Origin of the sequence: Corynebacterium curieae, from assembly GCF_027570035.1 — a bacterium.
GTDB lineage: Bacteria > Actinomycetota > Actinomycetes > Mycobacteriales > Mycobacteriaceae > Corynebacterium > Corynebacterium curieae.
On record NZ_JAKMUU010000003.1, the window covers coordinates 172,204 to 186,809 of the forward strand.

General features: G+C 61.1%; 17 protein-coding genes. 4 read left to right on the forward strand and 13 right to left on the reverse strand.

Features of this window, described 5'->3' with window-relative positions:
• Positions 1 to 68 precede the first annotated feature (68 nt).
• Both L8V01_RS06755 and upp read right to left on the reverse strand, forming a co-directional pair.
• Complete coding sequence (locus L8V01_RS06755) at positions 69 to 443, reverse strand: helix-turn-helix domain-containing protein (RefSeq protein WP_269946356.1); 375 nt, start codon at positions 441 to 443, stop codon at positions 69 to 71.
• 47 nt (positions 444 to 490) lie between these two features.
• Positions 491 to 1,126, reverse strand: a complete 636-nt coding sequence (gene upp / locus L8V01_RS06760) for a uracil phosphoribosyltransferase (protein WP_269946357.1) — start codon at positions 1,124 to 1,126, stop codon at positions 491 to 493.
• 57 nt (positions 1,127 to 1,183) lie between these two features.
• On the opposite strand from upp, the gene L8V01_RS06765 reads away from it, so the two are divergent.
• The 3 genes from L8V01_RS06765 to L8V01_RS06775 are packed head-to-tail and all read left to right on the forward strand — an operon-like array spanning position 1,184 to position 3,694.
• Positions 1,184 to 1,462: a chemotaxis protein gene (locus L8V01_RS06765; RefSeq protein WP_269946358.1), complete on the forward strand. Its 279-nt coding sequence runs from the start codon at positions 1,184 to 1,186 to the stop codon at positions 1,460 to 1,462.
• A complete protein-coding gene (locus L8V01_RS06770; protein ID WP_269946359.1) occupies positions 1,463 to 2,404 on the forward strand; it encodes a C40 family peptidase in 942 nt (313 codons plus the stop codon).
• Positions 2,405 to 2,455: 51 nt separating this feature from the next.
• Positions 2,456 to 3,694: a hypothetical protein gene (locus L8V01_RS06775; RefSeq protein ID WP_269946360.1), complete on the forward strand. Its 1,239-nt coding sequence runs from the start codon at positions 2,456 to 2,458 to the stop codon at positions 3,692 to 3,694.
• Positions 3,695 to 3,798: 104 nt separating this feature from the next.
• On the opposite strand, the gene L8V01_RS06780 is transcribed toward L8V01_RS06775, so the two are convergent.
• The 4 genes from L8V01_RS06780 to L8V01_RS06795 are packed head-to-tail and all read right to left on the reverse strand — an operon-like array spanning position 3,799 to position 6,652.
• Positions 3,799 to 3,999 carry a hypothetical protein gene (locus tag L8V01_RS06780; RefSeq protein ID WP_269946361.1) on the reverse strand — a complete coding sequence of 67 codons (201 nt, stop codon included), beginning with the start codon at positions 3,997 to 3,999 and terminating at the stop codon, positions 3,799 to 3,801.
• A 26-nt stretch (positions 4,000 to 4,025) separates the two neighbouring features.
• Positions 4,026 to 5,072, reverse strand: a complete 1,047-nt coding sequence (locus tag L8V01_RS06785) for an alpha/beta hydrolase (RefSeq protein WP_269946362.1) — start codon at positions 5,070 to 5,072, stop codon at positions 4,026 to 4,028.
• The gene (locus L8V01_RS06790) at positions 5,073 to 5,750 is read right to left on the reverse strand and encodes a type 1 glutamine amidotransferase domain-containing protein (protein ID WP_269946363.1); all 678 of its coding nucleotides are present in this window, start codon (positions 5,748 to 5,750) and stop codon (positions 5,073 to 5,075) included.
• Positions 5,751 to 5,761: 11 nt separating this feature from the next.
• Entirely contained in the window at positions 5,762 to 6,652 is an 891-nt protein-coding gene (locus L8V01_RS06795) for an amidohydrolase family protein (RefSeq protein ID WP_394371645.1), read from the reverse strand.
• Positions 6,653 to 6,691: 39 nt separating this feature from the next.
• Here L8V01_RS06795 and L8V01_RS06800 point away from each other — a divergent pair, with 39 nt between their 5' ends.
• Positions 6,692 to 7,876: a D-alanyl-D-alanine carboxypeptidase family protein gene (locus L8V01_RS06800; RefSeq protein ID WP_269946365.1), complete on the forward strand. Its 1,185-nt coding sequence runs from the start codon at positions 6,692 to 6,694 to the stop codon at positions 7,874 to 7,876.
• On the opposite strand, the gene L8V01_RS06805 is transcribed toward L8V01_RS06800, so the two are convergent.
• The 7 genes from L8V01_RS06805 to L8V01_RS06835 form a co-directional block, all read right to left on the reverse strand.
• Entirely contained in the window at positions 7,839 to 8,777 is a 939-nt protein-coding gene (locus tag L8V01_RS06805; RefSeq protein WP_269946366.1) for an RDD family protein, read from the reverse strand. The two genes, L8V01_RS06800 and L8V01_RS06805, sit on opposite strands and share 38 nt — an antisense overlap.
• 56 nt (positions 8,778 to 8,833) lie before the next feature.
• On the reverse strand, positions 8,834 to 9,913 hold the full coding sequence (locus tag L8V01_RS06810; protein ID WP_269946367.1) for a YhjD/YihY/BrkB family envelope integrity protein: 1,080 nt from the start codon (positions 9,911 to 9,913) through the stop codon (positions 8,834 to 8,836).
• A gap of 132 nt (positions 9,914 to 10,045) precedes the next feature.
• Positions 10,046 to 11,071 (reverse strand): tryptophan--tRNA ligase, encoded by a 1,026-nt coding sequence (gene trpS / locus L8V01_RS06815; protein WP_269946368.1) that lies wholly within the window; start codon positions 11,069 to 11,071, stop codon positions 10,046 to 10,048.
• A gap of 115 nt (positions 11,072 to 11,186) precedes the next feature.
• A complete protein-coding gene (locus L8V01_RS06820) occupies positions 11,187 to 11,378 on the reverse strand; it encodes a hypothetical protein (RefSeq protein ID WP_049378073.1) in 192 nt (63 codons plus the stop codon).
• A gap of 51 nt (positions 11,379 to 11,429) precedes the next feature.
• The gene (locus L8V01_RS06825) at positions 11,430 to 12,413 is read right to left on the reverse strand and encodes a trimeric intracellular cation channel family protein (protein ID WP_269946369.1); all 984 of its coding nucleotides are present in this window, start codon (positions 12,411 to 12,413) and stop codon (positions 11,430 to 11,432) included.
• Positions 12,413 to 13,330 carry an exodeoxyribonuclease III gene (locus L8V01_RS06830; RefSeq protein WP_269946370.1) on the reverse strand — a complete coding sequence of 306 codons (918 nt, stop codon included), beginning with the start codon at positions 13,328 to 13,330 and terminating at the stop codon, positions 12,413 to 12,415. The genes L8V01_RS06825 and L8V01_RS06830 overlap by 1 nt, the downstream gene beginning before the upstream one ends.
• A gap of 21 nt (positions 13,331 to 13,351) precedes the next feature.
• Positions 13,352 to 14,605, reverse strand: a complete 1,254-nt coding sequence (locus tag L8V01_RS06835; RefSeq protein WP_269946371.1) for an MFS transporter — start codon at positions 14,603 to 14,605, stop codon at positions 13,352 to 13,354.
• Position 14,606 lies beyond the last annotated feature (1 nt).

Consider the following 14,606-nt stretch of genomic DNA (forward strand, 5'->3'; position numbering starts at 1 on the left):
TACGTCTGGGTGAAAAGTCTACAACTAGACCATGCGGTTCAGTAACTCAGGTGGTGATGCGGGGTGTACTAGTTCAGAGCGCCGTTCCACGTGGCGGCAAACCTACGCCGGTCCACGTATCCCCGCGGGAAGGGCGCGACGTCCTCGGCGACGACCACCGCGGAATCGGCCAAGTGCCCTTCCACCACGTCCCCTCCGGCTGGCAGCAGCACCGCCGGCGGGATCTCTAGGGCTAGGGCCAGCTTATATACCGTTGATAGCTGCGGATCGGCCATGGCGTGGACGCCATTCTCATTTCGCTCTAGATTGGATATTTGACTGCGGGACACCCCGGAAATCTCCGCCAATGCCTGCTGCGAAATCCCCCTGCGTTCGCGCACGCGCCGCAATTGTTGCGAAAATCCGTGGCCGTAGCTCGACCACATTAGATGAATGAAACTCATATTCTCCCCCTGGAAAGTGCGGTCGCCTTTCCAAGGGGAAGACTACCTTAAAGGTCGATATTGCGCGGCCCGTAGAGGCGGTCGCCAGCATCACCTAAGCCTGGCACGATATAAGCATCCTCGTTCAGGGAGGGATCAATAGCGGCGGTGACCAAGCGCACCGGCAAGTCGGATTCGGCCAGCGCATCCACGCCCGGCTGGGCGGAGACCATGCAAATGGCGGTGATATCGGTAGCGCCGCGGCCGGCGAGCAGGCGCAAAGCATGCAACAAAGAACCACCGGTGGCCAGCATCGGATCCACTACAAAGACGGTGCGGCCGGTGAGGTCTTCCGGAAGAGCTTCCAGGTACGGCACCGGCTCGTGCGTCTCTTCATTGCGGGCCATACCAATAAAGCCGACCTGCGCATCCGGAATCATGGACAGGGCAGGATCCACCATGCCCAAACCGGCGCGAATGATCGGCACGATGATGGGCGGGTCCTGCAGGCGGGTGCCCTGCGCGGTAGAAACCGGGGTGGCGCAGTCGAAGTTCTCCACGGCAAGGTTGCGGGATGCTTCATACACAAGCATGGTGCCCAAGTCTTTCAGGGCGGCGCGAAAGGCGGAGTTATCGCTGCGCGCATCGCGCATTAGCGTTAGGCGGGAGGCGGCAAGCGGGTGGTCTACTACGTCGATGTCCATGCCCACCACTTTAAACTTTTTGGGAACCAAATGGGCTATTAGGCAGTCCAATAGGGCATGAGACCTTTCACCATCGATACCGACTATGCCCGTCACCTCGCCCGCGACCTGCACGCGCAGTCCCAAGGCGAGAATCCGCCCCACCCCGTTTTGCCCGATGACTCCGCTTTTACTGTTTTTAATGAGGCCGTGCATGCCGCGCTCGATAATGTGGGCGCGCGCATGAACGTCCTGCGCAGCGATATGGGGCAGGTAGCCCATTCCGGTTTTCAGATGTCGCGCGAGGCAGAAGACACCGACGCCTCACTGGGCGAGCACCTTGGGGCGGCGATGTAGATGCTCGATACCGCGCTCAAGCAAATAGCAACCCTGCAACCGACCCAGCTTCCCGAGGTAGAGCTGCCTCGCGTACCGGACCTTTCCGCCGCCGAGCCCTTGGCGGCCATCGCCCACGGCAATCCCGCACATTTACTCGAGTCAGCACAGAACATCGACCTCGATAATGAGACCATCTCTGCCGCACTCGGCCAGGCTCGCACCTTGGTCGCGGGCACCATCCGGGATCTGGTGGGCATCGCCACGCAGCTGGTGCGCCAAGCTCTGCCCACCGCGCTGGGTTTCCTGTCGCTGGATCCGTCCTCGCGTGCTGCCGCTATGGCCAAGCTGCGTTCGCTTATCTCCCAGCACCTAGGCATGGCCACGGCCCGCGTGCAGCGCCTGATGGGTGATCTCAGCGCGGCCGCCCAGTCCTTGCATCCGGTAGCGCAGCGGCCGGTGCACTCCGCGCTTGCCGACGCCCCCGCCCACCCCACCGGCGCCCAGCCTTCCACCGGCCTTCCAGGACAATCCGCAGCGGGCGCTGGCACTGACGCCGCTGTACAAGAGGCGCCCTCCCCTTCGCCTGAACCCGAGGAGGCCCCTGCCGAGGGAGGTTCGGCCGCTGGCCAGGCAGCCGTCGCCGCCGCGAAGAGTCAGATGGGCCAGCCCTATGTATGGGGTGGCACCGGAAACGGCGGCTTTGACTGTTCCGGGCTTACCCAATGGGCCTATTCGCAGGCTGGGGTGGACTTACCGCGCACGGCGGATCAACAGGCCATTGGTCAGCAGGTGAGTGCGGATCAATTACAGCCTGGTGACCTGGTGGTATGGGACGGGCACGTAGCGATGTATTCCGGCAACGGGGAAATCGTGGAAGCCGGCGATCCGGTGCAAACTAACCCGCTGCGCACCTCGAACATGGGTATGCAGTTTAAGGGCTTTTGGCGCCCCACGGCCTAAGGCCGGTGCGCTCTCGCGCGCTGCTTGGGGCGTTGGGTAGACTTAAACGCCATGAGCACTCGCGCAATTGTACCTGTAAAGCTCTCGCTGACCGAGGGCGATTTTTATACCCTCTGGGCACCCAAGTGGCGCCAAAATGGCTCCGAGTGGCAGGCCTTTTTGGGCGATGATGAGTCCGTCCTAGCCTTCAACTCGCCAGCCGAGCTGCTGTGCTTTGTGGAGTCCAGCACCAAGCACGACCTGCTGGACCACCCCCAGTGGGAACAGTTCGCCGACCGCGATGCGGATCGCGTTACCCCGACTGAGCGGAATGAATATGATCTCATCGGCATGCCGGAAGCCTTGGCCGGTCGCCCGAGCCACCAGAATGTATCCACCGTGGCTCGCAACCTGGAGATTGCCTCCGCGCTTGCTGACGTCGCCGGTGCAGAGCACACCACCATTTTCTTCGCCTCCCACTCCATCCTGCGCAATGTTTCGCGCGGCGCTGACCACTATTCCGGCGAGCAAGGCATGAGCGAGTGGTCCGGCGTGGGCCACGTCATCGCCGGCAACTGGAAGAAGGTCATCGAGGACCTGGATGAGCACGTCCGCGTGGTCTCCAGCGATGACTTTGATGCGGCCAAGGTCTCCGATGCCAAGGAGCGCATCTCTTCTGCTGCTGCCGCCTCCGCTGCAGCAGCCAAGGAAGCCGAGGAAAAGCGCAAGGCCGCCGCCGAGGCCGCTGACCCGTACGATAACTCCCCGTGGGCCGCCGCCGGCATCGATCCCATCAAGATCACCGCGCAATCTAAATCCGTATACACCCTGCGCACCTACCTGGACGGCAAGCCCATTTTCTTGGGCAAGTGGGGCGAGATCTTCACCTTCGATTCCCCGAAGACCCTAGTGCGCTGGATCATGGACAACGATGACCACGATCTAGCCCGCGTATCCACCTGGGAAGAGGTTGTCGCCGCCGCCAACGCCGGTGAATTGGAAGTACAGGTCCACCCGGATAACCAGTACTCGTTCAATGGCATCGTGCGCGACATCGAAAAAGGTCCCGAGGCCGTCGATTCCGATCAGATGGCGCGCTGCTACGAGGTATGCGCAGATGCCGCCGACTGGGCCGGAGACGATTCCATTAACTCCTACATGCTGGCCAATCCGCGCCTGCAGGACTACTTGGGCTACATGCTCGGCTCCACCGAGCACGCCGGCTACGTACCGTCCAAGCCATATAACGAGCACGCCGAGTCTTGGAAGGGCTTGGAAGATATGCTCATCAAGCGCTTCTCCAAGTTCTAAACCCGCACGGTTCGCACGGCCCCAGCCGCGCGTGGCATCAGCCGCCTCGCCTCTCCTCCCCACTCACAGCAGATGGGAGGAGAAGGAGGGGCGGCTTTGTGCGTCTAGTCGCTGCTTGCTTCTTGCTCTTGGTGCCGGCTCCGGTCGCGCATGTATTTATCGAAGATCAGCCACACAACAAAGAGGCTGAGTCCAACAATGGAGCGGCCTAGAGTCCCTATTCCAAAGACCCCACCCAGAATCAGGCCGAGCACAATAAGGCTGTTAAAAGATACGATCCACGACACGTGCGTGTTGTATTTCATCGCGCAACCTCCCTTAGTACGTGACCTTAGAGGTGGCGGCGGAGGTGGTCAATGAGGGCGTCGAAAAGCTCACGCGATTGTGGCGCCTTGGGTTTAATCTGGTCGAAGCCGTGATAGGCGCCGGCCCACACGTCGAGGGTGGTGTCCACGCCGGCCGCATCGAGGGCTTGGGCAAAGGCCACGGATTCATCGCAGAAAAGGTCGATGCCACCGACCCCGATCCACGTCGGCGGCAAGCCGGAAAGGTCACTGCGCGTGGCTGGCGAAGCATAGGGCGGCAGGTCGACATCCAAATGGTCGTTTCCCAAATACATGGACCACGCGCCACGATTCGGCCCAGCCGTCCAAATGAATTGGCCCACCGCACCGGCCTTTTCCGTGGTGCGGTGATCGAGCATGGGATAGACCAAGCCGAGCGCGCGAACCGGATGGCCCTCATCAAAGGCACGCTGGACTAGGCCCGCAGCCAGACCGCCGCCGGCGCTATCGCCGGCGACCGCAATGCGCGAGGTATCCCCGCCCAAAGCCTCGCCGTGCTCTTGTACCCAGCGCAGCGCGGCATAGCACTCATCGTGATCCGCGGGGAATGGTTCCTGGGTGGATTTGTGGTAGCGCGGGGCTACCACGATGGCGCCCAGCTCGGCCGCCAAGCGAGCATTTTGCGGATCGTACATGGCAGGCCCACCGATAAGATGGCCGCCACCGTGCGTCCATACCACCATGGGACGCAGCCGGGACTCGGACTCAGCCGCGCTCGCAGTAGGAGCGACCCCACCGCTCGGGGTGAGCACGCGGGCGCTAAAAGTGCGCCCTTCGAAGGATGTAGAAAACTCCGCGATGTCTACCGCGTGCCGGATCGGACGCGAAAAGTCGATGGTGGCGAAGAAGCGGCTGGCGCGGGCAAAGGTGGCGTCGGGAAGCAGGTGCATGGGCAGGTATAAAATCGGGCTTCGCAGCCCCGGAGCTACCTGGCGCAGGTACGGCCGGCGGCTTAAGGCATAGGCCGCCGCGCCCACAGCCCCAGCACCACCCGCCAGCGCGGCGGCAACCTTAAAGCTTCGCGAAATGCGCATTTAGAAATCGCGCAGAATGCGCTGTGCCAGCGGCTCAGAAGAGGCGGGGTTCTGGCCGGTGTAGAGGTTGCGGTCCACGATGACATTCGGGGACATGGCGTCGGTTTCTTGATAGTCCGCGCCGAGCTCGCGCAGGCGAGTCTCCAAGGCCCACTTAGCGGCGGCAACCATCTCCTCGCCTTCCTCGGCATTGCTAAAGGCGGTCATCTTGTAGCCCTTGAACGGCCAATTCTCGTTATCTAATGCCAATAGCGCGGCCGGGGCGTGGCAAACGAGGCCGAGCGCCCGGCCGGAATCCATACGCGCTTGAATTAGCTTGGCAGAATCCTGATCGTAGGCAAGATCCTCCATCGGCCCGTGGCCTCCTGGGTAGAAGATGAGGTCATAATCCGCCTCATCGACCTCGGCCAAGTTCATCGGGTTCTCTAGCGCCACGCCCAACTCCGCCAAGTAATTTTCCTGCGCCATGCGCACATTATCGGGCAGTACCTCAAGGCTGTACTCATCTACCACGGGAGCCTTTGCTCCGGGGGTGGCGAAGTGGATATCCCAGCCTGCGCCCTGGAAGGCGCGGTGCGGTGCAATAAGCTCCTCGGCCCAATAGCCGGTAGGGCGCTTAGTGCCATCGGCCAGTGTCCATTCCTCAGCAGCGGTAACAACAAAAAGTACGGAAGGCATGTAATTCTCCTTTAGTCAGTAGTTTCTTCAGCGGCGTCTGCCAAAGACTCTTCAGTGTCTGGGCCTGCCAGCTCGGGGTCTGAAAGTTCCTCGTATGCTGGCAGGATAACCGTTTCTAGTAGATGCTGCCGTGATTCCTGGTCAGCGAAGGAATTTTCTACCGCCTTGACGGTGAGATCGAAAAACTCCTCGAGGCCATAGCCAAAGGCCTCACTTAGGGCAAGAAACTGGTTTGTCAGCGTGGTCTCGCCCGAGGAGATGGCGCAGGTAAAGCCCAGCTGCTGCAGCAGCGGCAGCGGATGGTCATTTAGGTCCTCGGACTCCTCCAGCGGAGTAAAGACAAGTGGGATGTGGCGATCGCGGATGAATCCAGATGCCTTGCCCGGCAGAATGCCATCGATATTTGCAGTGAAATCATCGATCATATTGATTGGGTGGATGAGACGATTCACCCCAGCCTGGGCGGCGCGCTCCACCTCTGCGAAGTCCTCTCCCACCAGGATCTGGGTGGGCAGGAAATCTGCGCGGAAGTCCGCGGCCGCTCCCACTTGGCCCTGCGGCAGGCTATAGCCCACCACTGGGGCGTCGGCGGAAACTGCGGTCTCGGCAGCAGTACCAGCGAGGACGATGCGAGCGTCAAGGGAAGGAATGCGGGCGGCTGCAGCAGCGTCGGCAAGCGTGGCGGCGTCCACGTCGAACTTTGCCGGGTCTAAGTGCAGTTCCGCGTAGACCACGCCGTCGGCTGCCAGAGCCTCATAGCGCTTGCGAATAGTTGCCGTTAGATCCTCCGGCGCGGTGGCCGTGGAAGAAATAGTCTCAAAGAGCGAGACCTTGGGAAGCTTGGCCACCACATCGGCGGCGGAGTCCTTGTTTTCGGGGCTAATCAATGGCGCGTCATGCATGCGTCCCATCGTAGGCACGGGCCTAAGATGTGTCATGTCATGAAAAGAATTCTCGCTTGTTCACTCGCCGCCGCGCTGGCGAGCGGCCCGCCGCTAGCACTGGCGGAAACGCCGACCGCTCCCACCACCACGCGCACCGCCGCGCCGGATACCGATAAATGCCCGCACTCCGAACGCCCGGAAAAGGCGACCACCACCTCGGAGCGCCTCGCGCCCGGTCAGGCCTCCCCCACCCCGTTGCCGCCGGTGGACAGCGATGAGCCCTGCGGCACCACCCTGCCGGAAGGATTCAAAGTGGATAAGGATGTGGTTGCCGCAGCCTGGATGGTCTCCGATATCGACACCGGCGAGATCGTCGCGATGAAGGACCCTAATGGCCGGTACCGGCCGGCCTCCATCATTAAGGCGCTGCTAGCGCTCGTGGTCATCGACGAGTTGGACCTGCACAAGAAGGTGGAAGTAAGCGAAGAATCGGTGCAAATCGATGGTTCCGCGGTGGGCATTGGCCCCGGCGGCGATTACACAGTGGAACAGCTTTTGCAGGGCCTGCTCATGGCTTCTGGCAACGATGCTGCGCATGCGCTGGCGCAGGAAATGGGCGGCGACGAGGCCACTTTGCGCAAGGTTAACGAGAAGGCGGCCGAAATCGGTACGAATTCCACTTACGCGGCCAGCTACTCCGGACTCGATGCCCCCGGCATGTCTACCTCGGCCGAGGATATTTCCCGTATTTACCGCGCGGCCTTCCATAACCCGACCTTCGCGCGCATTGTGGATACGGAGTCCGTGGATTTTCCCGGCTGGGGCGACTTTGATGGCTACCAGTTAGGCAACGATAACGGGCTCTTTCTCAACGACCCGGACGGTATTGGCGGCAAGACGGGTTTTACCGATGATGCGCACCATACCTTTGTCGGCGCGCTCGACCGCCACGGCCGCCGGTTGCAGGCGGTCTTACTCGATACCACCGTGGAGCACGGCCCGCGCGCGTGGGAGCAGGCCCAAAAGCTATTGCACGAAGCCTACAAGGTTCCCCCTGGTAGCGGCGTAGGAAATTTGCTTGCCGACGCCACCTCCCCAGCAGCAACACCGGAGCCCGATTCTCAGACACAGTCCGTGAATTCCTCCTTGGCCGGGGTGCAGGGTTGGCTCGGCTGGGTTATCGCCGGCGCCGTGGTGCTGCTGGCTATGTGCGTGGGTGCCTTTTCACTACTTCGGCGTTAGCCCACTCATCATGGGTGCCGCGCCGGTTATTCTTCCCCGAAATGGTGCAGGCATGCACACCGGCGCCCACCCAACTAGCCAAAGTACCGGGCCCAGGCACGATATTTACCAAGCGCCACCACTGGCGCTTAGCAGACTGGGACAGGGTGAGCCGCTCTTTGGTGTCGACATCGCGCACCGTGTAGCCCATGAGCAGCTTGGCCGGGCTGGCGCCGAGCCAACACTCGGTGCCCAAGACGTAAAGCAGCATAATGATGCCACCGCCAATGAACGTCGAAAGCTCATCCACGCCGCCAGAAAGCAACGCGCCGCCGAAACTACCGCTGATAAGTAAGAAAAAGAACAGATCTAAAATCGCCATGCCGATGCGCGCATCTTGACCAGCGCGCTGACTAATTTCAGGCGCTGGTTGTTGTACCAACGGCGCGGGGACAGCCGCGTTCGCCGCCGCTGCTGCTGGTGGGAACGGATTGGGCTGAGGGGCGAAGGGATTGCGCGAATACGGTGACCCATAGGGGCTCGCGGTCTGCGCAAATCGCGGTTCCTGCTGAGCGTGACGCCCCGGCCCGGCCGCCTGACCGGGTTGAAAGGACTGAGCTTGCTGCTGGGCCTGCTGTGGCCGCGGGTCCCACTGCCCTACTGCGCCCAGCTGCCCTAGGTCTCCCCAGGTGGGGCGCATTCCCGCCGCGCACGCCTTATCGTATTCCGCCCGCTTTGCAGCAGAGCCCAAGACGCTGGCAGCGATGCGCAGCTGCGCGCGCCGCGGCTCCTCGGCGTCTTGGCCTTGCTGCTGGAGCAGCAAATCCTTGGACTCCAACAAAACTAAAAGCTCGTGCTCGCCATCGCGGCGATCTAGTCCCCATTCCTCATAAAGATTCGGTGCGATGTCATTGGCGTTCATAATGCTCTATCTTAAAGCCCACCGGCAGCGGCGACCTCACCCCTAAGGAGGAGATTTTACTTTCGCCGCAACAGACTCCACGCGCCCACGACCGCGGCACCCACAGCGGCACCAACGCCGAAGGTCGCACCTGCAGGCGCGCCTTCTTTGACCTCGTTGCGGACGCGAATAACGGCCGGCTCTGGGACCGGCGGATGAGCGTACTTCAGGGACTCCTTGGTAGTGGCGGTCCACGCGGAGATATATAGCACCACGCGCCAAATCAGGTACATGACCACCATGAGCACGATGACCGGGCCAAAGACCGCGCCAGCCGGGCTACTGGTAGCAGAAGACATAATGAGCGTAGAAAGCTGCTTGAGCACCTCAAAGGCTACGGCGCCAATGGCCGCGCCGATAAGGCCAGACTTCTTCGGCACCTTGGTGCGCGGCAGGATCATAATGAGCCACCACATGACGATGAAGTTAGCCACAAGTCCGATAAACAGCACTGCAAAGAATAGGACATAGCTCATTCCTGGGAAGGAATCGATGCCTACCCACTCAAAAATCTTTTGAGTAAGGCCTGAGGAACCGGCGGCGGTCACACCAAAGGCAATGAGGAAGGCCACGATAAGGCCGATGAGGCCCATCAAGTCAGAAAGCTTCTTCTTCAGGAAGGAACCGCCCTCGGTGGCGTCGATACCCCACATCGCCGAAATGCCGATGCGCAGGTTATTCATCCAGCCCAAGCCGGACCACAAAGTGGTCAAACCACCGATGCCGAACATGGCGCCGCGTTGGTCAATGGCGGTATCCAAGATCTCATTGACCGTATCTCCCATATCACCATCGATAGAACTGGTGATCTGGGACTGCAAATCATTGAGCAAGTCTTCGCGGTTAGCCAAGACGGCGGCAACGGTAGCCACGATGAGCATGGCTAGCGGGAAGATGGACAACACAGAATAGTAGGTAATGCCGGCGGCAAATTGGTTGCCGCCTTCCGCACTATAGCGCTCCTGCATGCGCATCAGGTGGTCAACAAAACCTGACTTCTCGCGAACCTTATCTACCGCACCCGGTTCATCGGCATTAGCGCGCTCAATGCCGTAGTGGTCCGTCTTCTTCGAGGAGGATTGCGTGGTGGTTGGCACGTGCTTCCCTTCTTGCTCACACAGTTTTCATCCCATTAAGAGTAACTGGCACAGGCACACTTGTCCCTTTGTGGGGTGGGATACGGGGGAAGAAAACGGCGCCCAGCGATCAAGCCGCTGGGCGAAAGGTGCCTACTTACGCAGGCGAGGAAGGAAGCCGACCTTTTCATAGACGGCGTCGACAAGCGGCTGTGCAATCTCCTGCGCAGTCTCTGCCCCCTTGGCCAGGATGCGCTCGAGCTCGCCGCGGTCCGCCATCAACTCGTCATAGCGCGCCTTGAGCGGGGTGGTAAATTCCTGCAGCGCCTCTGCGGTATCCACCTTGAGGTGGCCATAGCCCTGGCCGGCGTATTTCTCCACCAAGGAATCGATAGACTCCCCCGTCAGCGCGGACTGGATGACCAACAGGTTGGAAACACCCGGCTGGTTTTCGCGGTCAAAGGCCACCGAGCCCAAATCATCCGTTACGGCGGACTTGATGCGCTTGGCCGAAGTCTTTGGCGCGTCGAGCAGGTTGACCACGCCCTTCGGATTGGCGCCGGACTTGGACATCTTGGACGTCGGCTCCTGCAGGTCATAAATCTTTGCCGCACCCTCGGGGATGAACGGCTCCGGAACCTTGAAGGTCTGGCCGTACTTATTGTTAAAGCGCTCAGCCAGATTGCGGGTCAGCTCCAGGTGCTGGCGCTGATCCTCGCCCACCGGCACATAATCCGGCGAGTAGAGCAAAATATCGGCGGCCATAAGGATTGGGTAGGTAAATAGGCCCACCGAGGTGCGGTCCGAGCCCTGCTTGGCGGACTTATCCTTGAACTGGGTCATGCGGGAAGCCTCACCAAAGCCGGTCAGGCACTGCAGAACCCAGGTCAGCTCCGCGTGAGCGGGCACGTGAGACTGTACGAAGAGCGTGGACTTTTCCGGGTCGATACCCAGGGCAATGAGCTGCGCGGCACCCGCGATAGTGCGGTTGCGCAGCTCCTCGGGATTTTGCTCCACGGTAATCGCGTGCAGGTCCGGAATGAAGTAGAAGGCATCATAGCTGTCCTGCAGGTCAATCCACTGCTTAAGCGCTCCTAGGTAATTACCCAGGTGATAGGAATCAGCGGTGGGTTGGATACCGGACAGGACGCGGGAAACGGTGGAATTGTCTGCAGTCATGGTGCTTTATCCTACCCCCTAGGCTCGGTGCGCGGTTGACCTCCTTGCCTTAGGCGCCGCACTTTCGGATCGAAAAAATCCCCTACCCGTAGGGCAGGGGAAACGGCGCAAGACCTTAAATCTTGCGGGAGGTGGGGCTAACAACATCCATAAAGATGGCAAAGCCCGCAACCATCAGCGCGCCGCCCACGCCCATCAGCACGATGGGGCCGAGGAAAGCGAAGGACGGACCAACAACGGTCCACCACCAGATGCTCAGGCCGAGGATTACAGCGCCGAGGACGAAAGAAATAATTGCGCGAGCCATGAACTTTCTCCGTTGCAGATTACTGAATTTTTTGACCTACCTATACTAGCACTACTGCTTGTGCTTGGGGGCTTTACGCTTGCCGACATCCCCCTTATTAAAGCTCCACTGCTGCTCCACGTCTACTCCCCTCGCCCCTGGCGAGTGCCGGCCACTCGGCCGGGTAATCGACTGCCGCTTCGGGCGACGCGCGATGCGATTGCTCGATATATCGCCGTAGTCGGTGCCCTCCGCCGCGGTAGAAAACGCTCGCGTCTTGTTCTTAAACGTGCGCCCCAGTGGACGGCTCAGCGGCCGGGTCAGCGGGCGCGTGATGGGGCTGGCATACCGCGTGGCCGCGCCCGCCTTGCGCTTGGCCTTGCGGGCGCCATCGCGCACGATGCGCGCGGACAAACGCAGGCGCGGATCCATCTGCTGCTCGGCATCGCGATACTCAAAGACGGGCAATCCCTTCTTGAAGTAGATCGCGGCCAAGCGGGCGATGAAACACACGGAGGCAGTGATGATCGCGGCCGGTTCCTCGGCTAGACCGCCGTGGTAGAGCGCCATAAATAGCGCCGCGGCGAGCACCGAAATAGCGGCGTAAAACTCGCCAGAAAAGACCAGCGGGATGCGATCCGAAAGCAGGTCACGCAGCACACCGCCAAAGACGCCAGAAATCACTGCGGAGACCGAGGCAATAATGAACCCGTGCCCCAGGTGGACCGCGATTTGGGTGCCAAGTACCGAAAAGACCGCGAGGCCCAGCGCATCCAGGATGAGGAAGAGGTGGCGGAAATAGTGCATGAGGAAGGACATGCCCACCGTCACCACGGCTGCCACGATGACGATTACCAAGTAGATGGGGTGTTCTACCCAGGTAAATGGAGGATCGTCGAGGATCATATCGCGCACAGTGCCACCGCCCAGCGCCGTCATGGAGGCGATCATGGTAACGCCAAAAAGATCGAGCTTTTGGCGCCCGGCGGACAATGCAGCGGTCATGGACTCGGCGGTAATGCCGACTACGTAGAGGACGCTAAATAGCGGCGTCATCAGCTGTACTCCACCAGCAGCGGGGAGTGATCGGACCAGCGCTGCTCTACGGTAGGGGCCTTTTCTACCCAGGTGCGCTGCGCCCGCTCGAGCATCGGGCGGGTGGCCGCCTGGTAATCGATGCGCCACCCGGCGTTGTTATTGAACGCTTGGCCGCGGTAGGTCCACCAGGTATAAGGACCATCTTCGTCCGGGTGCAGGCGGCGCGCGACGTCGAACCACTGCGGTTCTGCGGCTGGGCCCCACGGCTTGCCGCCCGCGTACTCGACCACGCCCTGCCACTGGCCCAGGTTCTTTTTCTCCTGCGGCTTGTCATCCGGGAACGCGCCAAAGACGTGGTCCATGAAGGCGCGCTCCTCCGGCAGGTGGCCGGCCTTCTTTTCATTGGCCTTATTATTTTTCAGGTCCTGGGCGCGGTGGCAAATATTCCAGTCGCCGCCGATCACCATTTCGGCCGGGCTACCATCGGGGTTCTTTCGTGCCGCGTTCTCCGCTAGTACCTCCTGGAACTCATCCAGAAAGCGGTACTTTTCATCCAACTTCGGTGAACCGGTATCGCCGGAGGGCAGGTACAGGGAAGCGACGCGAATATCGCGGGTGGTAGCGGCGATCCAGCGGCCGGCGTCGCTAAAGGAGCCGAAGCCCACTTCGACGTCGGCAAGCGGGGTGCGGGACAAGATGCCGACGCCGGCGCGGCCCTTTGCGGCGGCGTCGGCAAGCGCCAAGTGCCAGCCCGTCTCCAATGCCGGGGCTAGGGCCTTTTCGGCTTGCTCCGAGGTAGCGCGCACTTCTTGCATGAGCACGATATCGGCCGAAGTCTCCTCTAGCCAGGCATTCATTCCAGGGTTATTTTCATTGCGCTGCTTGCACGCAGCGCGGATTCCATTGACGTTTACGCTCGCGATGGTAAGGGTCATGCCAACAGCATATCGGTCCGCCTAGGCGCGGCGAGCAAGGCGCTTTTTATCCCACATCGTCGCAGCCCACACCAGGCAACCCGCAGCCGCCAAGCCGGCACCCGCCAGCGCCGGAGCGGAGTAGCCCAGGCCGGCGCCCACGACGGCGCCACCAATGGTCGCACCTGCCGCATTCGCGATGTTGAGCGCGGACTGGTTAAGGGCTGCGGCCAGAGTCTGGGCGTCGCCAGCTACATGCACCAAGCGCAACTGCAGAGAAGGCACCAGCGTGGAACCCATAAACGCCACGCAGCCAAAGCACAAGGTAGCGGGGATGGCATGGCTGGAAAGGAAATAAAAGGCCGTCAGGATTACGATGAGGCAGGCCAGGGCAAAGATGATGCCAAACTCCAGGTTGCGGTCAGCAAGCCAGCCGCCAAAGGCATTGCCGATGGTCATGCCGATGCCATAGGCCATGAGCACCACCCAGATGAGGCTCTGGTCCATGCCGGCAACCTCGGTCATGGTCCACGAAATATAGGTATAGACAGAGAACATGCCGCCAAAGCCGACCACGCCCATGATGACGGTGAACCACACCTGGCTATTTTTGAACGCACCGAACTCCGTGCGGATATCGGTCTGCTTCATCTCCGTCATGTGCGGCATCAGGAAGAACAACGCAATGGCGGTGATAACGCCCAAGGCTACGACCACTAGGTAAGCCGCCTGCCAGCCCAGCGCGGAGCCGAGCGCCTGCGCGGCCGGCACGCCGATAACCGTCGCGATGGCCAGGCCCATGCCCACATAAGCCATGGCCTTGCCGCGGCCGCCTGGAGGCGCCATAGATGCGGCCGAGAGATTGGCCACGGAGAAATAAGCGCCGTGCGGCATGCCGGCGATAAAGCGCGCCACCATGAGGATCGCGTAATTTGGCGCCAAGACCGAGAGCAGGTTGCCCACCACGAGGAAGCCGATGAGCAGCAAGATCAGGCGGCGGCGCGGCAGCTTGCCGGTAAAGGCCGCAATCAGCGGGGCGCCGACCACCACGCCCATCGCGTAGATAGTGATAAGCGTCGAGGCGTTTTCTTCCGAAATGCCAAAATCATCTGCAATAAGCGGTAGTAGGCCCATAGACACAAACTCCGTCGTGCCGATGGCAAACGCGCCCAGGGCCATGGCGACCATGACGATGGCGCGGCGGCGGGCGGTAATCTCCGTTTGCAACGGCAGCGGACGGCGACGAATGCGGTGTTCGTGTGCGCTGCGCGGGCTTAGCTCATCGATGATTTTCATG

Excerpts from the sequence above, each read along its gene's own strand:
- L8V01_RS06830 (WP_269946370.1), bottom strand. The coding sequence starts at position 13,330 with ATGACCCTTACCATCGCGAGCGTAAACGTCAATGGAATCCGCGCTGCG.
- L8V01_RS06805 (WP_269946366.1), bottom strand. The coding sequence starts at position 8,777 with ATGAACGCCAATGACATCGCACCGAATCTTTATGAGGAATGGGGACTA.
- L8V01_RS06780 (WP_269946361.1), bottom strand. The coding sequence starts at position 3,999 with ATGAAATACAACACGCACGTGTCGTGGATCGTATCTTTTAACAGCCTT.
- L8V01_RS06820 (WP_049378073.1), bottom strand. The coding sequence starts at position 11,378 with ATGGCTCGCGCAATTATTTCTTTCGTCCTCGGCGCTGTAATCCTCGGC.
- L8V01_RS06765 (WP_269946358.1), top strand. The coding sequence starts at position 1,184 with ATGAGACCTTTCACCATCGATACCGACTATGCCCGTCACCTCGCCCGC.
- trpS (WP_269946368.1), bottom strand. The coding sequence starts at position 11,071 with ATGACTGCAGACAATTCCACCGTTTCCCGCGTCCTGTCCGGTATCCAA.
- L8V01_RS06800 (WP_269946365.1), top strand. The coding sequence starts at position 6,692 with ATGAAAAGAATTCTCGCTTGTTCACTCGCCGCCGCGCTGGCGAGCGGC.
- L8V01_RS06785 (WP_269946362.1), bottom strand. The coding sequence starts at position 5,072 with ATGCGCATTTCGCGAAGCTTTAAGGTTGCCGCCGCGCTGGCGGGTGGT.
- L8V01_RS06755 (WP_269946356.1), bottom strand. The coding sequence starts at position 443 with ATGAGTTTCATTCATCTAATGTGGTCGAGCTACGGCCACGGATTTTCG.
- L8V01_RS06825 (WP_269946369.1), bottom strand. The coding sequence starts at position 12,413 with ATGACGCCGCTATTTAGCGTCCTCTACGTAGTCGGCATTACCGCCGAG.
- L8V01_RS06835 (WP_269946371.1), bottom strand. The coding sequence starts at position 14,605 with ATGAAAATCATCGATGAGCTAAGCCCGCGCAGCGCACACGAACACCGC.
- L8V01_RS06795 (WP_394371645.1), bottom strand. The coding sequence starts at position 6,652 with ATGCATGACGCGCCATTGATTAGCCCCGAAAACAAGGACTCCGCCGCC.
- L8V01_RS06770 (WP_269946359.1), top strand. The coding sequence starts at position 1,463 with ATGCTCGATACCGCGCTCAAGCAAATAGCAACCCTGCAACCGACCCAG.
- L8V01_RS06775 (WP_269946360.1), top strand. The coding sequence starts at position 2,456 with ATGAGCACTCGCGCAATTGTACCTGTAAAGCTCTCGCTGACCGAGGGC.
- L8V01_RS06790 (WP_269946363.1), bottom strand. The coding sequence starts at position 5,750 with ATGCCTTCCGTACTTTTTGTTGTTACCGCTGCTGAGGAATGGACACTG.
- upp (WP_269946357.1), bottom strand. The coding sequence starts at position 1,126 with ATGGACATCGACGTAGTAGACCACCCGCTTGCCGCCTCCCGCCTAACG.